We start from the raw sequence: 20,330 nt of genomic DNA, 5'->3' as shown, positions 1-20,330 counted from the left end.
CATTGTACAGAAAGCTGTCGGAAGGGAACAAATAATAGTTCCTTATACCATTAAAGGGCCATTTTCCGGGATAACGAAAAATGTTCAATTTCCCGATTTTATACTGAGAAATTCGATTTTTTATTAATATTTCTTAGTATTGTCCCAAAATTCCTGAAGCGACCTCTTAACATAAAATTAAAAATGCTTATATTAACAATCAAACATATTAGTAAGTGGGTACATATCGTCATAAGGTGTTCAGTAACTCCAGATATTTTTGAACATAGTTTGCGTATGTTTTCCGGATTTTGAATTGCAGGGACCCATTATAGGAATAATGATCATTTCAGTTAACCCTTTTATTTGTCGTTACATATTTTTAAAAGTTAATTAAGTAAAACAAAAACCCGAAATACAGACACTCTTTTTGAGTGTCCATATCCCGAGTAGCAGTTCAATATTGAAAAGGTGCTTTTTTGATTCAATTTATTTTTTTCTTTGTTCTGTTTTCCACCATAATGAATCCTTTGGATTTTCAACAGCTTCTTTATACTCAGACTTTGAAGCAACTGTTGGGTAAGAACCTTTTAGAGATTTTCCTGAGGTGTTACTGAAAAAGAATGATATCACTAGAAATCCGATAATACTAACGATTGTTAAATAGAAACCAGGTGCTAAGTTATTCCCAGTTTGGTGGACTAGCCATGTTGAAAATAATGGGGTAGTCCCACCAAATAATGAAACAGAGACATTAAAGGTAACAGCTAATGTTCTATATCGAATATCTGTGTAGAACATAGTTGGTAACGATCCAGGCATTGTGCCTTCATAAGTTGAAAGAAAAACACCCAGAATTAAAATTCCTAAAGAAATAAATATTATCGTATTCAAGTTTATTAAATAGAAAGCAAGGACAGATAATAGGGTTAATCCCCCTAAACCAATTAAGAAAACAGTCTTGTTTCCAATTTTATCACTGAGCTTACCAAACATGAAAGCAAGTGGCACCATAATAACCATCATAATAGTAATTAATACGGTTCCTATCGTACTAGATAATCCAATTATCTGATTTAAATAAGAAGGCATGTATGATAATAGCATATAGTTTGTAATATTAAAAAATGCGACAGCTACAAAGCATACAAGAACATCCCTTTTGTGATTTCTTAAAATAGTTAGGAAGCCTTCCTCTTGGACTTCGTCATCAGAAAGTTCATTTTCAAAAATCGGTGATTCATCTAAGCTGCCTCTTAAGTAAAACCCAATAAGCCCTAATGGTAAACCGAGTAGAAACGGTATTCTCCAACCCCACGAGGCCATCTGCTGATCAGATAAAGTGATAAAGAGTATGCTGGCAAGTAGTGAAGCTAATATATAACCAGTGAGCGTACCAATTTCTAAACCACTTCCAAGCATATTACGTTTATTGTCTGGAGAAGATTCTGCAATGTAGACCATTGCACCAGCGTATTCGCCACCAGTCGAAAAACCCTGAATAATTCTTGCTATTAATAGGAGTATAGGTGCCCATATACCTATTTGATTATATGTAGGTAATAAACCGATAAGTAATGTGGAAATAGCCATTAAAATAATCGTAGTTGTTAAAACGATTTTTCTACCTAATTTATCTCCGATTTTACCAAATATAATACCGCCTAATGGGCGCATTAAAAAGGCAATCGCAAATGTGGCAAATGTGAAAACTAATTTTATCTCATCATTCTTAACAGCACTAAAAAAGTTTTGACTAATAATAACAGCTAAATATGAATATAATCCAAAATCAAACCATTCCATAGCGTTTCCTACTGCTGTAGCAAACACGCTTTTCTTTGTTTGTTTCATATTTACAACGTTGATTTTTTTCTTGTTAAATTTCATATATCATGTCAGCCCCTTAACATGATATATTATTATCTAAAAATGAAAATAAATTCTAAAAACTATATTGTATTATCTGAAACTTTACAACATTTTTCACCTTACCAATGGGTGGCTTTACATAATAACTGAGAAACTATTTTTGTAGCCTTTTCATGATTTTCAATATTCCGCATTCAACAAAAAAGCGCGATTATGGAAGATGATGGCTAACGGGATTCCAAAATGCCTTCATTATTGTTTTGGATTCTGGCTTTTTTTGTCTTCACTTCAAGTATACAATTAGTAAATTTAATACTATTTCACTATAATTATTATGTTCAATCCCTAAATTCATTTTCGTTTTACCTTATCTGTATAATGAATTCATTAATATGGAATCATAAGAAAGAAGTGTGATATTCGGTTCGATAATAGAAAAATGAATGAGGAAAAAAACATTAATAATGAAACCTTAACTTAAAGGAGTCTTTTTTGTGGAAATTCTTAATCATTTACTAGACACGTATGCTTCATTTTTTGATTGGGAGATGTGGGTAAAGGTTTTATCAGACCCTGTTTCTTGGGGATATATTGGCACACTGGTCATTCTGGAAGGTTTATTATCTGCAGATAATGCTCTTGTTCTTGCAGTAATGGTGAAGCATCTCCCAAAAAAACAGCAAAAAAAAGCTTTAACATATGGCTTGTTTGGAGCATATTTCTTCAGATTCATATTCATAGGATTAGGGACGCTGCTCATAAAATTTTGGTGGATAAAGGTACTGGGAGCTGCTTACTTAGCTTGGATTGTCATTAAGCATTTCTGGATTGGGGAAAATGATGAAGAAACGAACGGCATGAAGAAGGACAGCTGGCTAGTTCGTACATTTGGTATATTTTGGGCAACCGTTATTTCAGTAGAAATAATGGACTTAGCATTCTCTGTAGACAGTATTTTAGCAGCATTTGCTGTATCAGAGGAAGTTTGGATTTTATTAATTGGTGGGATGCTTGGTATTTTGATGATGCGGACGGTTGCAAAGTTTTTTCTCGTTCTCATTGAAAAAGTGCCTGAATTAGAAAATACTGCATTTATTTTAATTGCAATCATCGCTGCAAAAATGTTTGCAAGTGTCTTCGGATACGAACTTGATCCTTTAGTGTTTTTTGGAATACTAATCCTGGCATTCCTGCTGACATTTGTTATTCACTTTATTAATAAAAGAAAAAATGAACAGAATGAAATCCCAGTAACAAATAAAAAATAAGTGGCTATGTAAACTTCCCTGTTGATTTCCGCTGCAGGCACTAAAGCGTAGCGGGCGGTCCGGAAGCCTCCTCGTCGCTATCGCTCCCGCAGGATATTGAATAAGCTTCCTAGAATAATCACCGCACGAAGGAAATGCGTTAGCATTTTCGAGGAGCTCGCGCCTGCGGCGAAAACCAACAACAAAATAGCATTATCAACACAGAGCTCTAACACAGCCAAATAAATAATTAGCTATAGAGAAGGGGTCAATTCTATGAATTGACCCCTAGTTTTTTTTCGGGAACATGCCAAGGATATTTGTTTAATACTGGTTCAGGATAACTGTAGTTTTATAAAAAAGATGGATCATTTAAAATAAGTATTGATAATTTATTATAATGTTTGATTAAAAATCCAGTGTTGACATGCAAGATTTTTTCTTGTTCCACAATCGGGCCGTTTGTGAAGGATTTTAACAAGTTTTTTTAGAGTTATTATCTAAAAAAGGATTTTGAAGTCTTTTGGAGAAAACTTAGATATTAAATATATAAAAGATGGAGGTTGTTGTGATGTTGAAACTGTTTCAATATAACTGGCAAGTTCGTGATGATTGGTTTACATGGTGCGAAGACATATCGGATGAAGAACTATTAAAGAAACGGGTCGGTGGGTTCGAAAGTATCCTACATACCCTGTTTCACATTATAGATGTGGAATATATGTGGATCTTAGGTTTGCGAAGTGAACCAGTGCCTGAGGAGCCATTGTTTGAGGATTATGCTAGTTTACAAAAAGTGAAAAATCTTTCAGCTCAATACGATGAGAAAGTGAAGCCATTTGTGACATCTTGGACAAATGAAATGGAATCTCGGAAACTTTCAGAATCTGATTTCAATGAAGAACCGATTAGCTCTAGAGACGCACCAATCAGGCGCCGAGTCATTGAATGTACACACGGAGAGATCATACGTCATGTCATTGTCCACGAAATTCACCATATTGGCCAGTTATCTATATGGGCACGTGAAATAGGAAAGGAGCCTGTTTCCGCAAATCTGAGAGGACGAGGGCTATTCGACAATTAGACTGCCTTTGCCAATTTCACAAACGGGCGCACTTCTTAAAAAGAAAAAAGTGAAAAAGAGATCAATTTATGATCTCCTTTCCATTTTATTTCTTTTTAATCTCAATAAAGACCATTTTGTTATTGGAAAATGCACTTTTTACGCATGTTTATTAGCTCATATTGTCATTATTTCCTTTTGAAAAACAAATAGTTGTGAACTAACATGAAATCGTTATTAATTACTTACAAAAGGAGAAATAATAGGAACATTGAACATGACGATGTAAAAGTGATTTTCCGAATGAATTATTGGATTCAAAAGGGTTGATGGGAGTAATTACTAATCCAAAAGAGAAAATAATAGGATTTGCTGTACTATCGGATTCTAATAAGAATTTAGAAAATCCTTGTTTGGCTTCAGTTTATTTATTGGGATGGAATCATGGATTAGATAGTTATCAAGTAATAGAGGAATTATATTAATTCGACTTTCCGACAAGAATGGCAACGAGAGCAACAATGTCCGCGCTCGAACTTATGAGTATATTGAAACCACAATCAGGTGATGGATACAGTTGCCTCGATGAATTGTAGTTTTAAATGGGAGTTTGCTACTTACTACAACTTTTCGCAACATGACTTAGAAATAATTTAAAATGGGCAGTCAGTACAAAATATGACTACCCATTTTGAATGTAATTTAGCGTTTAAACATTGTTTTTAATTCGATCATTTAAAATCGAATTATTTATTATCTTTTAAAACTTCATCCCATACTTCATTAATTTTAGTTGTATGAAATCTTCTAAAGATTGTAGAAATCGATATAGTTGATACTTCTTTTAGTTTACGAAAAGATACACGTCCATGTTTATTATAAATTGCTTTTAATTCTCGCTTACTATCATCCTTTGTCGACACTCTGAAAGGTCTGTATCTAAACAGATCTTTTCATATAGAACCTTATTTTCCTGGGTTGAATTTAATTTTCATTGCTTCGGCCATTAATACAGGTAGGTCTGTGTTTTCATGTAATCCGTTAAATAAGTGAGACCCTGGTCCGAATGCATATAAAGGAACGTCTGTACCAGTGTGACCTGTGCTTGTCCAGCCAACGATTGCACGTTCAGAAACGACTTGATTGATAGCCATCGATGGGGTTTTAGCAGTTTTGATTCTCTCAGCTTCAGCATCTGTTAAATCAAGGTTTGTATACTGCTTAACAATTTCCTTTACATTACTGCGGTCAGCGTTCAATTTGCTTTCCATGAAATCACCAGTTGCTGAAACATTACGCAATACTTCAAGATTTGCGTCTCCTTTACCATAACCACCGACTGACATTCCGCCAGTATCATGGTCACCAGCAACAACTACTAATGTGTTGCCATCCTTCTTTGCAAATTCTACTGCTTCCTCAACAGCAAGTTCAAATGCTTCACTATCTTTCATTGCCCATGCAGCATCATTATCATGGCCAGCCCAATCAATTTGGCTACCTTCAACCATTAAAAAGAAACCGTCTTTATCCTTTTTAAGAATATCTAATGCAGATTCTGTCATTTCTGCAAGGCTTGGTTGATTGGTTTCGTCGCGATCCAATTCAGGTGCCATGCCATCTTCAGCGAATAGTCCGATAAGCTTATCCGCTTTTTTTACATTTTTAAGCTCTTCTTGATTTGTAACATATTGATAACCATTTTCTGATGCCTCATTCAATAAGGATTCAGGGAAGTATTGTTTACCTCCTCCAAGAAGAACATCGACACCATTTTCAAGTAATTGTGGTGCAATATCTGCTTCATTTGAACGTGAAGCAACATGAGAAGCAAATACAGCTGGTGTTGCATGTGTAATCGTTGAAGTAGCGACTAAACCTGACGATTTCCCATTTTCTTCTGCAGCTTCAAGAATGGTTTTTAATTCTTTACCATCCGGAGATGTACTAATCATCCCATTATTTGTTTTGACTCCAGTCGCCATCGCAGTACCTGCAGCAGCTGAGTCTGTTATCTCTGTGTTAGCAGAATAGGTACGATGCATCCCAACTAGCATAGAATCTAACACAGTTTCCTCACCTTTATACCATCTGTAGTTCGTTGCATAAGAAGCAGAGTAGCCATCTGGAACCATGAAAATAACATTTTTAGCTTTACCATTATTGCTATTTTGATTATTTGATTTCGCATCTGCCGTTGGAACTGAAAAACTTCCTACAAGGGCTCCAAGCGCGAGTGAAGACACAACAGCAAACGGGATTAGTTTCTTTTTAATAGATTTCTTTTTCATTATAACTCCTCCTAAGGTATTTATAGGATAAGTATAGATTTTGAGTGTAGACATAGTGTTACTTGAAAGTAAATTAAAGGTTAAATGGAGAAAATGGGACAAATATCATTTTACTAACAAGTCCAAAAGAAATTGTATAGGTGTTTAAACATAATCCATCTACATATTTTTCGGAAAATAGGTACTTTTGATATAAAGTTAATTGTAATTTTTGAAATGAAAAATCCGGGTTAGCCCTAAGGATCTGGACAATTCTAAATATTCCATTCATAATCACTAAACAATATTTACTATCATGAAATAATATTTACTATTTTGGAAGTAATAGGATTTCTTTTATTGAAGTTAAGGCTTCTGTAAATCTATTCATTTTGATGGCATGTCTCATACTCGCCTCACATTAACCAGCTTTGACAAGCGAAGCCAGTTACGTGAATCTCTTTCCCAATTTCCAATTCAATACTTCGATTTGAATTGGGGAATTCGGGTTCCTTGTTTATGATATAAGGAGCCCTACCACATGTCCATCAAGCTAAGTTAAAAATAAATGCTTCATGCAGATTTGAAATAAAGTCACGATGTTTTCAAAAAAGTTGCGACGTTTCACCCCTTTGGATATTTATCTAAAGGGGTGTTTTTATAGTAAAAGGAAAGAACATTTGAATTAAAAGGAGCATTAATGAACTGTTAATTGAAAATAGAGTTGTTCCGTTAAAGGGCCATTTTCTTGAACAAAAGTTGTAAAGAAAATTGGCTAAATATAGGTTCAATCTTTAAAGAAAGATCTATAATTCATAAGTCTGATAAAAATAAATAGGTAATTTTTATCTTCCATTCCATTTTTTATACTGTAAACTCTTAGTTAATATAGGGAGGAAAGGAGAAAAATGGATTTATCCCTCAAGGAACTATAAGAAATAGCTGTTACTGTTTATTTTATGCTTTTCAATGTTTTTTGCATTTTCGCCACAGTCTAAGGACCAAAATGCATCATCCCCCAACAAGTTTCGTATAAACGGCTGAGGAACGAAACGAGATTTAGCCATTGGTTTACAACCCAAAATTGGCTGTTCCGTCAAGATTTTACGCGAGGGCTATCAATATCGGTTCACTTTTTACGCAAAAGTATCTAAAGTAAAATAATAGGGAGTGGAAAATTTTGCGAATAAAAAAACTTTGTCTTTCCGTAATATGTTCTCTTTTCGTTTTGATGGTAATGGTACCAGCGACATATGCAGCAGAAAAAGATTATACGATTGAATCGTTCCACTATTTAACTGTGGATGAAAAAGATGTGAATTCGCTGGCCGAAGTAAATATCAATTCCAACGAAGAAATACAAATAACCCTAGTTCTGCCAGAACAGAATCAAGATGGCGATTGGTTGGCGTATGGATTTACGAGCGAGGAAACATTCGAAGCATTTATTGAAAAAGATAAAGAGAGACTTGAAAATAAAGTCGAGGAAAACGAAATCGGTATCATGGCCAGCGGCGCTTGTTGTACTGATTTCTATGAGCATAAAAATAAAGGTGGACAGTATATTTATTGGAGATCTGGGTTTAAAAACTTGCCTTCCAGCTGGAATGACAGAATTTCCTCTTTAAGTACAGCGTCACCTTCTTATAGCTATATGACGATTCTGTGGGAGCATACGTCAACTCAAGGAAAAGGCAAAGGAGTCTCATTTAGACATTCCGATTGGTATGGTACAACTGCTAATATGGCCTCGGATTGGAATGACAGGGCTTCGGCAATCGAAATCAAATAGTTCCTAGAGTTTTAAAAATCGCTATTCTCTCATCGATTTAAAAAGAATGGGAGAATAGTGCTGTTTTTGTAAGTTTCATCGCATCTGTCACCTGTGCACAAGTCTTTAGTAAATCTATATTATTCAAGAAACGGGCGCTTTTCTGAAATAAGGAAAGCGTCTTTCTTCATGAAAAGGGCAAGATTGTGGAACAATTCCGAGTCCTATTTTGGCATTATTTCATTTATGTTAAGGTAATGAAATTGGATAAAAAAGGTTGTGGTTATCTAATTATACCAAGAATCGAAATAATGGTTTATGCAGTGGGGGGATGTTATGAAAAAGGTTCCATTTTATAGTTTCCTAGTGACAAAGACGAGTTTAGCACTTGCTGAAGTAATTTACATTATGGTGATTACCACATTTATATATCAAAAAACGGAATCTGCATTAATAGCCTCAATGTTCCCTTTATTCCAAGCAATAGCAAATTTAGTAGCAGGTTTACTGTCACCATTAATATATATAAAGTTCCCTTTCTCAAAGTTATTTATGAGTCTTCCAGGATTTAGAGCTATATTACTCACATTATTGCTCATAGGTTTTGAAGCAATTATAACTCATATATATGTGTTACTCATACACGTTTTAATCATTTCCTTTGTCGGTGGATTAGAGAAGCCGATTCTATGTTCGCTCATACCTAAAATAGTGTTGAAAGATGACCTTGTGAAGGCGAACGGTTCAATATCTGTCACATCACAATCAGCTCAAATAGCAGGGTATAGTTTTACGGGTTTGTCGGTATTAAAATTTGGACATTACCCTACTTTGTTTTTTAATATAGTATTAGTATGGATAGCTGTATTGTGTATTTTCATTACATCAAAATATATCATTGAGAATGATGAAAAAGTAACTGAAAATCAATCTAGATGGGAATTGATGAAAGAGGGCTGGATTTTCCTTTGGAAAAACAGCACGCTAAGAATGGTTACATTAATGGATGTAATAGAAGGGGTAGCAGGTTCTATTTGGATTGGGGCTATTACATTGGTTTATGTGAAAGAAGCATTGAATCAAGGTGAACAATGGTGGGGTTTTATTAATGCAAGCTATTATATCGGTTCCATTATTGGTGGTTTGCTTACCTTACTCTTAGCAAAACTCATTCAGAAACACTTAATAGTTAGTATGGCAGTCGGTTCGTTATTATTTAGTCTTTTCACCTTAATCTACGGGCTTACAAGTATCCCTATCCTTGCACTCTTGCTTTGTGTTGCAATGGGACCTGCATACCAAATTAGAGATGTCGCCCAACAAACTGCATTCCAAATAAATATTGAATCACAACATTTGCCGAAGGTGTATGCTTCACAAGGAATACTATTATCACTTGTCACGGGATTCTCTATTTTTCTGATGGGCTTTATTTCAGACATGATAGGAGTGCGTGCAGTCTATATTTTAGGTTCAATCCTTATCTTTATTTCTGCGGTCTTATCTTTGTCCTTAATTCAGGTTGGGAAAAGAAAATCCTTTGATGGGGATTTAAATTTATAATATTTCAAATTTTTCGTGTATCAATTGATTCAGAAACCGAGTTCCTCTGTTTAACCTTGTTCCACAACCGGGCGCAATTCTCGAATAAGGATAAGCGCCTGTTTTATCTAATAAGGATTTAGAATCTTTTAATGAAGAAAAAGTACGATTAACTAATGAGATTTTAGAATTAAAGAAACTTATATCTGAATTTAACTTAGAAATAGCTGAGGATAAAACCAAAATTATTCCCTTTGGGCGGTTTGCGGAGCAAAATGCAAATCAACAGGGAAGAAGTAAACCAGCAACTTTTGATTTCCTTGGTTTTACACACTATTGTGGGAAAAGTAAACAAGGGAAATTTCGAGTAAAACGGAAATCAAGCAGGAAGAAAGTACAAGGTAAACTAAAAGAAACGAAAGAATGGCTGAAGAGTAATAGAAGTAAAGATATTCATATGATTATGGATAGATTTAAACGCTCACTAATAGGTTATTACAACTATTAATGCATCACTGATAATACCCAAAATGTTTACAACTTCAAAGACAAAATCGAAAAGTTATTGTTTAAATGGCTCAATAGAAGAAGCCAAAGGAAATCCTTTACATGGGATAAATTCAGTCTATTTCTTAATAAATACCCACTTCGATCACCAAGAATTAAAGTGAATATTTATGATTTAAGAAAAGAGATTAGCTACATTCTGTAAATGATAACTAGGAGGAGCTGTGTGCGTTGGAGCAGCCGTCAAGGCTGAGAATCTAATGGAGTGAAAGTCTCCTGTTGTCAATTGACCGATTCAGACAACTAGCATATCCGATGCGTGAGGAGGTAACAAATCACGTTCTGCTCGGACGTAAAAGCCGTAGCTGCCTATATTACTCAGAGAATATAAGGTAGGAACAGTCAGTATGGCAAGCAAACCTAGAGGCCAGAAGGATTTAACGAATACTGCAGTCTCGAAATGGCTCCCCCTTCAGAAACTGTTGAAGGGAATGTTGCGATTCGCCGACCCATTGACGCATTGGGAAAGGCCGAAGCCCTATAGGAAGAAACGGTTATATGCACTATAGGGGAAGCCGGGATATGGGCTCTAGCATCTAGGGAAAGATTTTCAGAGATAACGACGGGAAGGTCCTACTTCCAGCTGGACGACAACAACCAGCAAAGACCCGTCATATAAGGTATCACCGAAAATGACAGGAGGATTTAGGACTGACGAATGAGGTCGTAGTAGCTAAGAGGAAAAGGTAATGCTTTTCTAAATATGTAGAAACATATTTCAACAATGGTAACACCAAAGTTGAGCAAAGGACCTCTGGGCACTTGGATGCCATGGGATTGTAAAATAGGACACAGAGCCTTAATAATAACAGTTATTATCCCGAGCATGGCTAATTATGTAGTAAACCTTGTTATTGATTGGGGAATATGCGTGTCGGCATTTAATCCTAGGATAATAAGGGAAGGCCCATTTATTAAATATTCAAGGTCAGAACCGGATTCGGGAAATCCGACCGTCCGGGATCGCAGGGGGGTTTCAGGAAACGTGGCTTTAATTAGTGCGCGCGCCTGAATTCTATCCAGACAATAGCGCAAGCACGGTTCTGTGAGGGGGGTGGAGTCCAATTTACCGCAAGGTAGAAAGGCTCCCTTCTACTCGACTAGTGAAAAAAGAAAAAATTGAATTTATTTTTGAAATCGTATTATATTTATTCCATTAAAGGGCGCGAATGTTGAACAACATAGGTGGAAAATGATCAAACTTTTTTATAAAAATCAAACTTAAATCTGCTGAAGAAGAATCCATTTTGTTCAATCTTTTTTTTAATGGATTCTTCTTATTTACCATAAAAAACAGGTTTGTAAGGTGTTTTTGATCAAACTTTATTACAAAGCAACGATAACGATAAGTTTATCGTAAATGTAATCTCACAGTAAAGAATTAGAAATTAATTAAATATCAATACTGTTTTTAACAAAGTGTTAATTAATAGTATTTTATTTAACCTTTATTTTTTCAACCTGAACCTTTCCCGAGAAAAAGGTTGCTCCGCCGCCCATATCGGATAGGCGATCTGGTGTAAGAGCGTTAACATGCTGCTTTTTTCTTTTCGCGTCAGCCCATAATCCTTGTGAAACGACAACTCCTTGCAGAACGAGTTCACCCACTTTTACTGTTAGCTCACATTCTCCTCGATCATTCCAAACACGAACTAGTTCTCCATCCTCAATCCTTAATGACATGGCATCATTTTGGTTCATATGAAGCCGTGGCTCTTTTTCTAGTGAAACATGTTTCTCATTATTCGAGAATGTTGAATTTAAGAAATTATGAGTAGGTGCTGGAATAAATATAAACGGAAAATCCCCATCTTCAACGATTGGAATATAGGTTGGAAGGGGAGGATAGCCATCCTCTTTCATTCTTTCCGAATATAATTCAATTTTTCCGCTTGGTGTTGGAAGAGTACCTGGAAATAACGGCTTTATCTTCGCTTTTATATAATGATTCTCAGCTAAATGATCATAATTAATTCCTTCTAAATACGGGTTGCTCGGATTATCAAGCGCTTTTGCAATCATTTCTGCCTCTGTTTCTTGAAAGGCAGGTTCATGGAAGCCCATTTCATCAGCGAGCAATCGGAAAACTTCTACATTCGATTTAGAATCACCAACAGCTTCAATAACTGGCTGTTGCAGCTGCAAATAATGATGCCAGTAAGAGGTATAGAAGTCAGTCATTTCAAAGGAAGATTTCGCTGGTAAAATAATATCGGCATACTTTGCCGTTTCGGTCAAAAATAGATCATGTACCACAAGAAATAAGTCTTCTCTCATTAGTCCTTTTCTGACTAAATTTCCCTCTGGTGCGACAACTGCAGGGTTGCTGTTATACACATACATCGATTTTACAGGAGGGTCTATCTCAAGTAATGCTTTCCCAAGCAAGTTCATATTGATGATACGTGTATTTTTATTTACAAGTAAATCCGGCCGCTGCAATTGTTTTGTATTGTGGGCTAAATAGCCAGAGTTACCTTTGATTGCACCGCCTCCTTTTTCAAGCCATTGTCCAGTTAATGCAGGCAGACAGGAGATGGATCGAATCGTCATTCCTCCATTATCATGATGTTGAAGTCCGTTTCCAATTCGAATGAAGGATGGAGAGATGTTTCCGTACATTCTTGCAAGCTTATAAATATCTGCAACTGCAACACCTGTAATCTCTGAAACTGTTACAGGGTCATATTGAATTACATGTTCACGCAGCTCATCGGCACCAATTGTATATTTTTGTAAAAATGATGCGTCAACTAGATTTTCTGCAAATAATATGTGCATGATCCCAAGCGCTAGAGCTCCATCCGTTCCAGGTAAAATTGGAATGAACCAATCAGCAAGTTTTCCAGTTTGATTTTTATGAACATCAATAACAACAATTGTTGCACCATTTTTTCGTGCTTTCTGTGCTAATGCTACTTGGTGCATATTTGTACTGACGGCATTGATACCCCAAAAAATGATTAATTTTGAATGTATTGTATCTTCTGGATCGATTCCATAGCTGCCACCCATTGTATAAGAATAGCCAGCTGTACCAGCAGCTTGACAAATTGTTCTTTCGAGCTGAGAAGCACCTAATCTATGAAAAAAACGGCGGTCCATACCCTCGGCGCTAAGATTCCCCATGTTTCCATAAAAGCCATAAGGAAGAATGCTTTCTGGCCCGTCTGTATGAATTAGTTCATTCCATCGAGAAGTAATTGTCCCTATTGCTTCCTCCCAGCTGATTCGTTCAAATTTCCCTTTTCCTTTGGCACCGATACGCTTCATTGGGTATTTTAAACGTTTATCATCATATATTCTCGCTGTCATATTCCTAACTTTGTTGCAAATATTTCCTTTTGTGACGGGATGATTCGGATCCCCGTCAACTTTAACAATTTTTCCGTCAACTTTATGGAGGAGAAGTCCACACTGATCTGGGCAGTCAAGCGGACAAACAGAGGGAAAAATCCCATTGTGTTCATTTACAAAAGTGTGCATACGAGAAACTCCTTTTTTGTAAGATTAATTTTTTGCTAAATGTTGATTAAGCATGTATGGAATTCTAATTATTTTGAAGTTTTTTATAGTATAAATAAAAAACGATTAAAAATCATCTCGAAATTTTTAATAGACAACGAAATTTATTTGCTTCAATTCTACTATAAAGTCACATTATTCGATTTTATTCGACAAAAACACTTAGGGAATTATCCTTATTTTGGCATAGATTTTCAGTAAAAGAATTCTTAGTGCATGTAAAATAGATCTTTTTTCAGATCATTTCGAAAAGTATATATTAAATTAGTATACCATTTCATGACTTACTAACTAAATACTTATTAAAATTTCCCTAAAACATACGCTAAATGACTTTTTTCGATAGGCGAAATTTGTCTAATGATTAGGTATGTGATTCTATTAACACAATTTATTTCAAAAAGTACAATAATAAATGAATGCATACAAAAATGGAGGAATGAATGAATGGGCTTAAAAAAGAAAGTTTTATCTGTTTCTTTATCTAGTTTAATGGCGCTGGGAGCTGTCACAACTGTTTCGATTCCTGCAAGTGCTGTTGGAAACGGTCCGAGTGCTGGAAATGGAGCTATCCAAACTTCAATCCTGCATACATATGAGAGTCTTGTAGACTATCTCAAAACGCAAGATGCAAAACAAGCAGCTATGGAGCTTGAAGTAATTGGTCAAACAGTAAAAGGCCGCGATATTTACATGGCCAAGTATATTTCTAATCCTAGCAATCCGACAATTCTATTTTTAACACAGCAGCATGGAAATGAGCAGCTTACAACAGAAGGTGCACTTGAATTTATCAAGCATTTAGGAACAGGAAAAATGAAAGGTGTTCTTGATAATGTAAACGTTCTCATTATTCCAATGCTAAATGCAGACGGCGCAATGGGGGATGTTGATTTCTCTCTTGATGATTACTTAGCTGATGGGGATCGCCATCTTACTCGTTATAATGCTAATTATGTGGATTTAAACCGCGAACATGATAAGCCAACGAGTAAAATGCAGCCTGAAGCAAAGGCATTGCATGAAAATGTTTTACAAAAATATGATATTGATTACATGATTGATCTTCATCATCAAGGAACTTTAAGCGAGACAGAAGGAGAGCTTGTCTCTGGTTCAATTCTGTACCCTACAAGCTCTAATGTTAAGCCGGAAGTATTAGAAGGCTCTAAAAAACTTGGTTCTGTTGTTTATAATGCGATAGAACCAACTGGTTGGGGACATCTTGGGAAATATGATGGAGGATCAGGAAATAATATTGGTCGAAATGGTATCGCTGTTAGTTATGATATTTCAACACTCCTATTTGAAATGCGCGGCATGTCTGATCACTATATCAAATCATATGCTATTGGACAAAAGAGTAACGGTTATTTAATTAAGCAAACGATCACCACTTTAGATGCGACTGTAAGAGCGATTTCTGATGGTTCTATCGATACTGCAGATACAAGCTTCTGGGATACTCTTCCTACACAGAATAATAGACAAAACGAAGAATCCGACGAATAATAGATATAAAAAGTATCCCCGTTTTAATGAGACGGGGATACTTTTTATTTTTAAATAGTTTCATGCCTCTCCGTTTTTATTCATTTAATGACGTTTCATCCTCGTTAATTCATCTCAACTACTTTTTTCCATGTATTTTTAGAAAGGTGTAATCGATACAAGTTTTGATCAGTGATTGCCTATGAGATTGCTTTTAAATATTTATACTATGAATCCGTGACAATATCATTTGTCAAATAGGTAATCTTGCAGTCATTTTTTTCTTATTTTTTGCAACTGCAAAATGGGCCTTAGAACAATAAAAATAGGCATTCACTTCAGTAACAATACCCAATCAGTGTTCATATTTTGTTGGGGAGAGGTATAGGTGGCTTCATCTATAAAATATGGCAAATCTGTAATCTCTCATGTTGCTCGACATCTTTATAAAAAATTATTATGGAGGCTATGCATATGTATGATTTTCAAAGAGATCTTCAAGGCCTGAATCTTGGAGATTTCCAAGCGTATGATGCAGTTCCTTGGGATCAAAGTCAGTACTATGTTGATTCTGAGAGAAGGTGCTTTGGAGGATTTGGAAGGTGCTTTGGTGGATTTGGAAGATGCTTTGGAGGATTTGGAAGATGCTTTGGCTTAGGTTTAGGCTTAGGCTTAGGTTTTGGAAGTTGCTTTGGTTTTGGAAGTTGCTTTGGTTTTGGAAGCTGTTTTGGCTTAGGTTTTGGAAGTTGCTTTGGATGTGGAGGTTGCTTTGGCTTTGGAGGTTGCTTTGGTTTCCGCTGCGGCAGCTGTTTTGGTTGCGGTGGTCGTTGTGGTCGTTGTGGTCGTTGTTTCCGCTCTGACGGTTGATTGTTTTAGTTTTCTAAGAAAAAGCTGTACCCCTGCAAGGAATTTTGCAGGGGGCTTTTTAAGCTAATAAGATCGCATACAAAAAACTAAGGCATTCACCAAAAAGACTTGGCGAATGCCAAGTTTTTCTAATAAGTATAGACATATGAGACAAATTTCCTTACATAGGATAAGAGTGAGAATTATGATACAGAATTGAGCACAGCTCACGAGTAAGGAGGAGCGGAATGACAAAGATAACCCCTACTATGCGTCTGAAAGTGAAAAGGGACACGTTTTTTTTTCCAGATTCAAACAATGGCGTATATTTTCGGAACAACTTATGTTCGTTTCGTATGGAAGGCAGTACGATCGATCAGTGGGTTGAAAAGCTGATGCCTATGTTCAATGGGGAATACACGATAGGGGATTTAACCGATGGACTGCCGAATCAATACCAGAATAGGGTCTATGAAATTGCAGAAGCTCTTTATAGAAACGGGTTTGTTCAAGATTTTAGTAATGATCGTTCGCATCAATTGTCGGATCAAATACTTAAGAAGTATGCCTCTCAAATTGAATTTTTGAATAATTTTGGTGATTCGGGTGCGTACCGTTTTCAAACTTATCGTCAGACTAAAGTATTGGCAGTTGGTTCTGGGCCTTTTCTAGTTTCGTTGGTTTCTTCATTAATCGAATCAGGGTTGCCTAAGTTTCATTTCCTCATCAAGGATTCTAATCAAACCAGTAGACGACGTATGATGGAAATCGTTTCACATGCACGACTTACAGATTCCGATGTTGCTGTAGAGGAGGTCATCCTACAGAATGACGGGATGGATTCATGGCGTGAAATTGTGCAGGGTTATGATTCAATTATGTATGTGTCCCAGGATGATGATATCGAAGAACTAAGGGCTCTCCAAGCGATTTGTAGGGAAGAGGGTAAGATGTTTATACCAGCAATTCGCTTGCAGCAGGTGGGTCTTGCAGGTCCTTTAGTGAATCCAGAATCAAAGGGATGTTGGGAGTCTGCCTGGCGTCGAATACACCAATCAGTGCTTTCCAAAGACGAGGAGTTCTCCGCTTTTTCATCTACAGCAGGAGCAATGCTGGCCAATGTGATTGTGTTTGAATTATTTAAAGAGATTACAAGAGAAGAGAAATCGGAACAGGAATATCAATTCTTCCTGCTTAGTCTGGATACATTGGAAGGAAACTGGCATTCGTTCATTCCTCATCCTTTGGTGGATGGAAGTGTGTCTGCGGAGTGGGTTCAAGATTTGGATTTGCAAATTGAAGAGAGCAAGCGTAAAAGTGAGGAAAATGTATTACTCCTTTTCTTCAGCCTTTTGACATCTTCTGAATCAGGTATCTTTCATATTTGGGAAGAAGGGGATTTAAATCAGTTACCGTTGGCACAGTGTCGTGTTCAAGCAGTCGATTTGTTATCTGAAGGGCCGGCTGAGCTGTTGCCAGAGATTATTCGTTCAGGCTTGACTTCTGAAGAGGCACGGAGGGAGTCAGGGCTAGCCGGATTAGAAGCGTATGTATCGCGTATCGCCAATCTGCTCGATGCGACTCATTCTCCACAACAGGAAGTAAATGGTAGTATTAGCGAAGAAAAGGTATATATAGGTTTTGGAGCGGGTGAAACGATTGCGGAATGTGTAGCACGTGGATTGCAAAGGTGTTTAGAAGAGGAATTGAACGAACAATTATTTGATCAGAAATATTCAGTCTCTCGGGTGCTTTTGAGTGAGATAGAAGATGAGCGATGTCGTTATTATTTACAAGCATTGACGACATTGCAAGGAGAACCAGTAATAGGCCTTGGGGAGGAAGTGTCCGGCTTCCCTGTTATATGGGTTGGCACGAATGATAGCTGGTATAGAAATACGGGTTTGAATATCTCTTTGGCGTTAAGAAATTCACTGCAGCAAGCACTAACGGATGCCCAAAATAAAGTGAATTCGAACACGATGCAACAAGTGGAAGCTTCGTCCGTTTTTCTTGAAGAAAAGGCACAACACAACATCATAATTCCTGCATGTGAAGACATTGCGCAACCAGAGGTCTTAAAATACGCTTTGCAGACATTGGAACAGAATCACAAGCGTCTCTCCGTCTTTGAACTGGCGTTGGAACCTTTTATGCAAGAGGGCCTAGCAAGAGTGTATGGTGTATTGTTGCGAAAGGAGGAATCCTGTTGAGTGCTGTCGTGGCAGTTATCGGAGAAGGAGTGTTGGCGGACCAAGTGACACAAGCATTGTCCACTCAATACAAGATAGTTTGTCATACTGATTTCGAGGCAGGAGTACCGGATGATGCTATTTTAGTTCTTGTATTGCATGATGCTTGGCATCCCTCCATTCATCAAAAGGCAGAAGAGGTGCTGCAACATACCAGTATCCCTTGGCTTAGAGGATTCGTTTCATTTGGCGAAGGAGTCGTCGGTCCATTGGTTCGCCCAAGGAAGCCTGGATGCTCATCGTGTGCTAACATGCGACGACTCATGGCAGGAAGAGACCGTAAAGAGATGTGGGAGATAGAGCAGATTCTAGCGGAAAGTGAAGATAGTTCGCCTGATCCTTGGGCATCGCGAATAGGACTTTTGCAGATCGCCCATTTGCTTGAATCTGAGGTGCAGAGGATATTACAAGGTGAGCAGGCGCGATCGGAAGGTCAGGTATTTATTATCAAATTAAATACATTGAATAGTTCATGGCATTTCTTTCTGCCCGACCAACTATGCCCTGTTTGTGGTCAGATACCCGACGATTCAGCGGCCGCGGCCCGAATCTCGTTGCAGCCTAGTCCAAAAATCAATGCTGATAGCTTCCGCTGCCGTTCAATCGATGATCTGAAAAAGGTTCTAATCAAAGACTATCTGGATCATCGAACAGGCTTTTTAAATGGTAAAATGATTGACCTTAAGACTCCATTTGCAGACGTAGGTGTCAATCTGCCACTGTTAACTGGGGATGAGGGAGTAGGAGGCCGAACGCATTCATATGCCATTAGTGAGTTGACGGCCATTATGGAGGGGTTGGAAAGATATTGTGGTCTGTCACCACGTGGAAAACGAACAATGATCTATGACAGTTACAGCAATCTGAAGGACCATGCCCTTAATCCGTTAGATGTAGGTGTGCACGCAAATGAACAATATGCTCGTCCTAATTTTCCTTTCGAGAAGTTTAATCCAGAAAAGAACATTAATTGGGTTTGGGGTTATTCATTTTTACAAGAGCGGCCAATTTTAGTACCAGAGTTACTTGCATATTACAGCTTGGGCTGCGGTCAAGGCTTTGTCTATGAAACTTCTAACGGATGTGCTTTAGGAGGTAGCTTGGAGGAGGCCATTTTCTACGGGATCTTAGAAGTAGTGGAACGTGATTCATTCCTTCTGACTTGGTATGCGCAGTTGCCACTCCCGCGTCTTGATCCTTATTCTGCAAAAGACCAAGAATTGCAGTTGATGATAGATCGTGTACGCGTGGTAGCTGGCTATGATATTTATTTATATAATGCAACGATGGAGAATGGAATTCCAAGTATTATGGCGATAGCAAAAAACAGGAAAGATAAGGGAGTCAATATCATCTGTGCAGCTGGAGCTCATTTGGACCCAATACGAGCTGCGAAAAGTGCGGTGCACGAGCTTTCAGCCATGATGCTGAACCTTGATAATCATTTTGAAGCGAATCAAGAGGAGTATTTACGAATGTTGCAGGATCCGTTCCTGGTACAGAAGATGGATCATCATGGTATGCTGTATGGATTGCCGCAAGCTGAGGAGCGACTGCAGTTTTTGCTGGATGATCATCGCCCAGTGCGACAGTTTGATGAGGAATTCAATTGGATATCAAAGCATTCAGATTTGACGGATGATTTGAAGGACGTTTTACAGGTGTTTCGCCGATTAAACCTCGATGTGATTGTGGTGGAGCAGACGACATCAGAAACGATACGAAACGGACTACATTGCGTGAAAGTGTTAATTCCGGGGATGCTGCCGATGACTTTTGGACATCACCTTACCCGATTAACAGGACTGGAGAGGGTGCTGCGGATACCAATGGAACTTGGGTATACGGAACAACCTTTAACTCCTGAACAACTCAATCCACATCCGCATCCGTTTCCATAAG

At 37.3% G+C, this 20,330-nt stretch carries 12 protein-coding genes; 9 read left to right on the top strand and 3 right to left on the bottom strand.

The annotated features are described in order from the left end of the window. Positions 1–468: 468 nt before the first annotated feature. The gene (locus tag KHA94_RS22905; protein WP_213104413.1) at positions 469–1,869 is read right to left on the bottom strand and encodes an MFS transporter; all 1,401 of its coding nucleotides are present in this window, start codon (positions 1,867–1,869) and stop codon (positions 469–471) included. Positions 1,870–2,399: 530 nt separating this feature from the next. On the opposite strand from KHA94_RS22905, the gene KHA94_RS22900 reads away from it, so the two are divergent. Then, the gene (locus KHA94_RS22900; RefSeq protein ID WP_249365705.1) at positions 2,400–3,119 is read left to right on the top strand and encodes a TerC family protein; all 720 of its coding nucleotides are present in this window, start codon (positions 2,400–2,402) and stop codon (positions 3,117–3,119) included. Between the two features lie 550 nt (positions 3,120–3,669). Continuing rightward, positions 3,670–4,185, top strand: coding sequence for a DinB family protein (locus tag KHA94_RS22895; protein WP_213104411.1), 516 nt, complete (start codon positions 3,670–3,672; stop codon positions 4,183–4,185). Positions 4,186–5,129: 944 nt separating this feature from the next. Here the strand turns inward: KHA94_RS22895 and KHA94_RS22890 are convergent. Beyond that, on the bottom strand, positions 5,130–6,455 hold the full coding sequence (locus KHA94_RS22890; RefSeq protein WP_213104410.1) for an alkaline phosphatase: 1,326 nt from the start codon (positions 6,453–6,455) through the stop codon (positions 5,130–5,132). A gap of 1,210 nt (positions 6,456–7,665) precedes the next feature. Here KHA94_RS22890 and KHA94_RS22885 point away from each other — a divergent pair. After that, positions 7,666–8,226, top strand: coding sequence for a hypothetical protein (locus tag KHA94_RS22885; protein WP_420828187.1), 561 nt, complete (start codon positions 7,666–7,668; stop codon positions 8,224–8,226). Positions 8,227–8,541: 315 nt separating this feature from the next. Then, entirely contained in the window at positions 8,542–9,768 is a 1,227-nt protein-coding gene (locus KHA94_RS22880; protein ID WP_213104409.1) for an MFS transporter, read from the top strand. Positions 9,769–11,751: 1,983 nt separating this feature from the next. Here KHA94_RS22880 and KHA94_RS22875 read toward each other — a convergent pair. Beyond that, positions 11,752–13,800 carry a molybdopterin oxidoreductase family protein gene (locus KHA94_RS22875; RefSeq protein WP_213104408.1) on the bottom strand — a complete coding sequence of 683 codons (2,049 nt, stop codon included), beginning with the start codon at positions 13,798–13,800 and terminating at the stop codon, positions 11,752–11,754. A gap of 486 nt (positions 13,801–14,286) precedes the next feature. Between KHA94_RS22875 and KHA94_RS22870 the strand changes: the two genes are divergently transcribed. From KHA94_RS22870 to KHA94_RS22855, 5 genes are all read left to right on the top strand, one after another. Next, positions 14,287–15,351: a M14 family zinc carboxypeptidase gene (locus KHA94_RS22870; protein WP_213104407.1), complete on the top strand. Its 1,065-nt coding sequence runs from the start codon at positions 14,287–14,289 to the stop codon at positions 15,349–15,351. A 508-nt stretch (positions 15,352–15,859) separates the two neighbouring features. After that, on the top strand, positions 15,860–15,988 hold the full coding sequence (locus KHA94_RS26380) for a hypothetical protein (RefSeq protein WP_275950929.1): 129 nt from the start codon (positions 15,860–15,862) through the stop codon (positions 15,986–15,988). A 111-nt stretch (positions 15,989–16,099) separates the two neighbouring features. Continuing rightward, complete coding sequence (locus KHA94_RS22865; RefSeq protein ID WP_213104406.1) at positions 16,100–16,264, top strand: hypothetical protein; 165 nt, start codon at positions 16,100–16,102, stop codon at positions 16,262–16,264. A 160-nt stretch (positions 16,265–16,424) separates the two neighbouring features. Further along, on the top strand, positions 16,425–18,389 hold the full coding sequence (locus KHA94_RS22860) for a putative thiazole-containing bacteriocin maturation protein (RefSeq protein ID WP_213104405.1): 1,965 nt from the start codon (positions 16,425–16,427) through the stop codon (positions 18,387–18,389). Further along, positions 18,386–20,329: a TOMM precursor leader peptide-binding protein gene (locus tag KHA94_RS22855; protein WP_213104404.1), complete on the top strand. Its 1,944-nt coding sequence runs from the start codon at positions 18,386–18,388 to the stop codon at positions 20,327–20,329. The genes KHA94_RS22860 and KHA94_RS22855 overlap by 4 nt, the downstream gene beginning before the upstream one ends. Position 20,330 lies beyond the last annotated feature (1 nt).

The sequence above is a fragment of the Cytobacillus citreus genome (assembly GCF_018343665.1).
Lineage (GTDB): Bacteria > Bacillota > Bacilli > Bacillales > Cytobacillaceae > Cytobacillus > Cytobacillus citreus.
The sequence above is the reverse complement of the archived record's forward strand: the minus strand, read 5'-3'. Positions and strand labels throughout refer to the sequence as shown.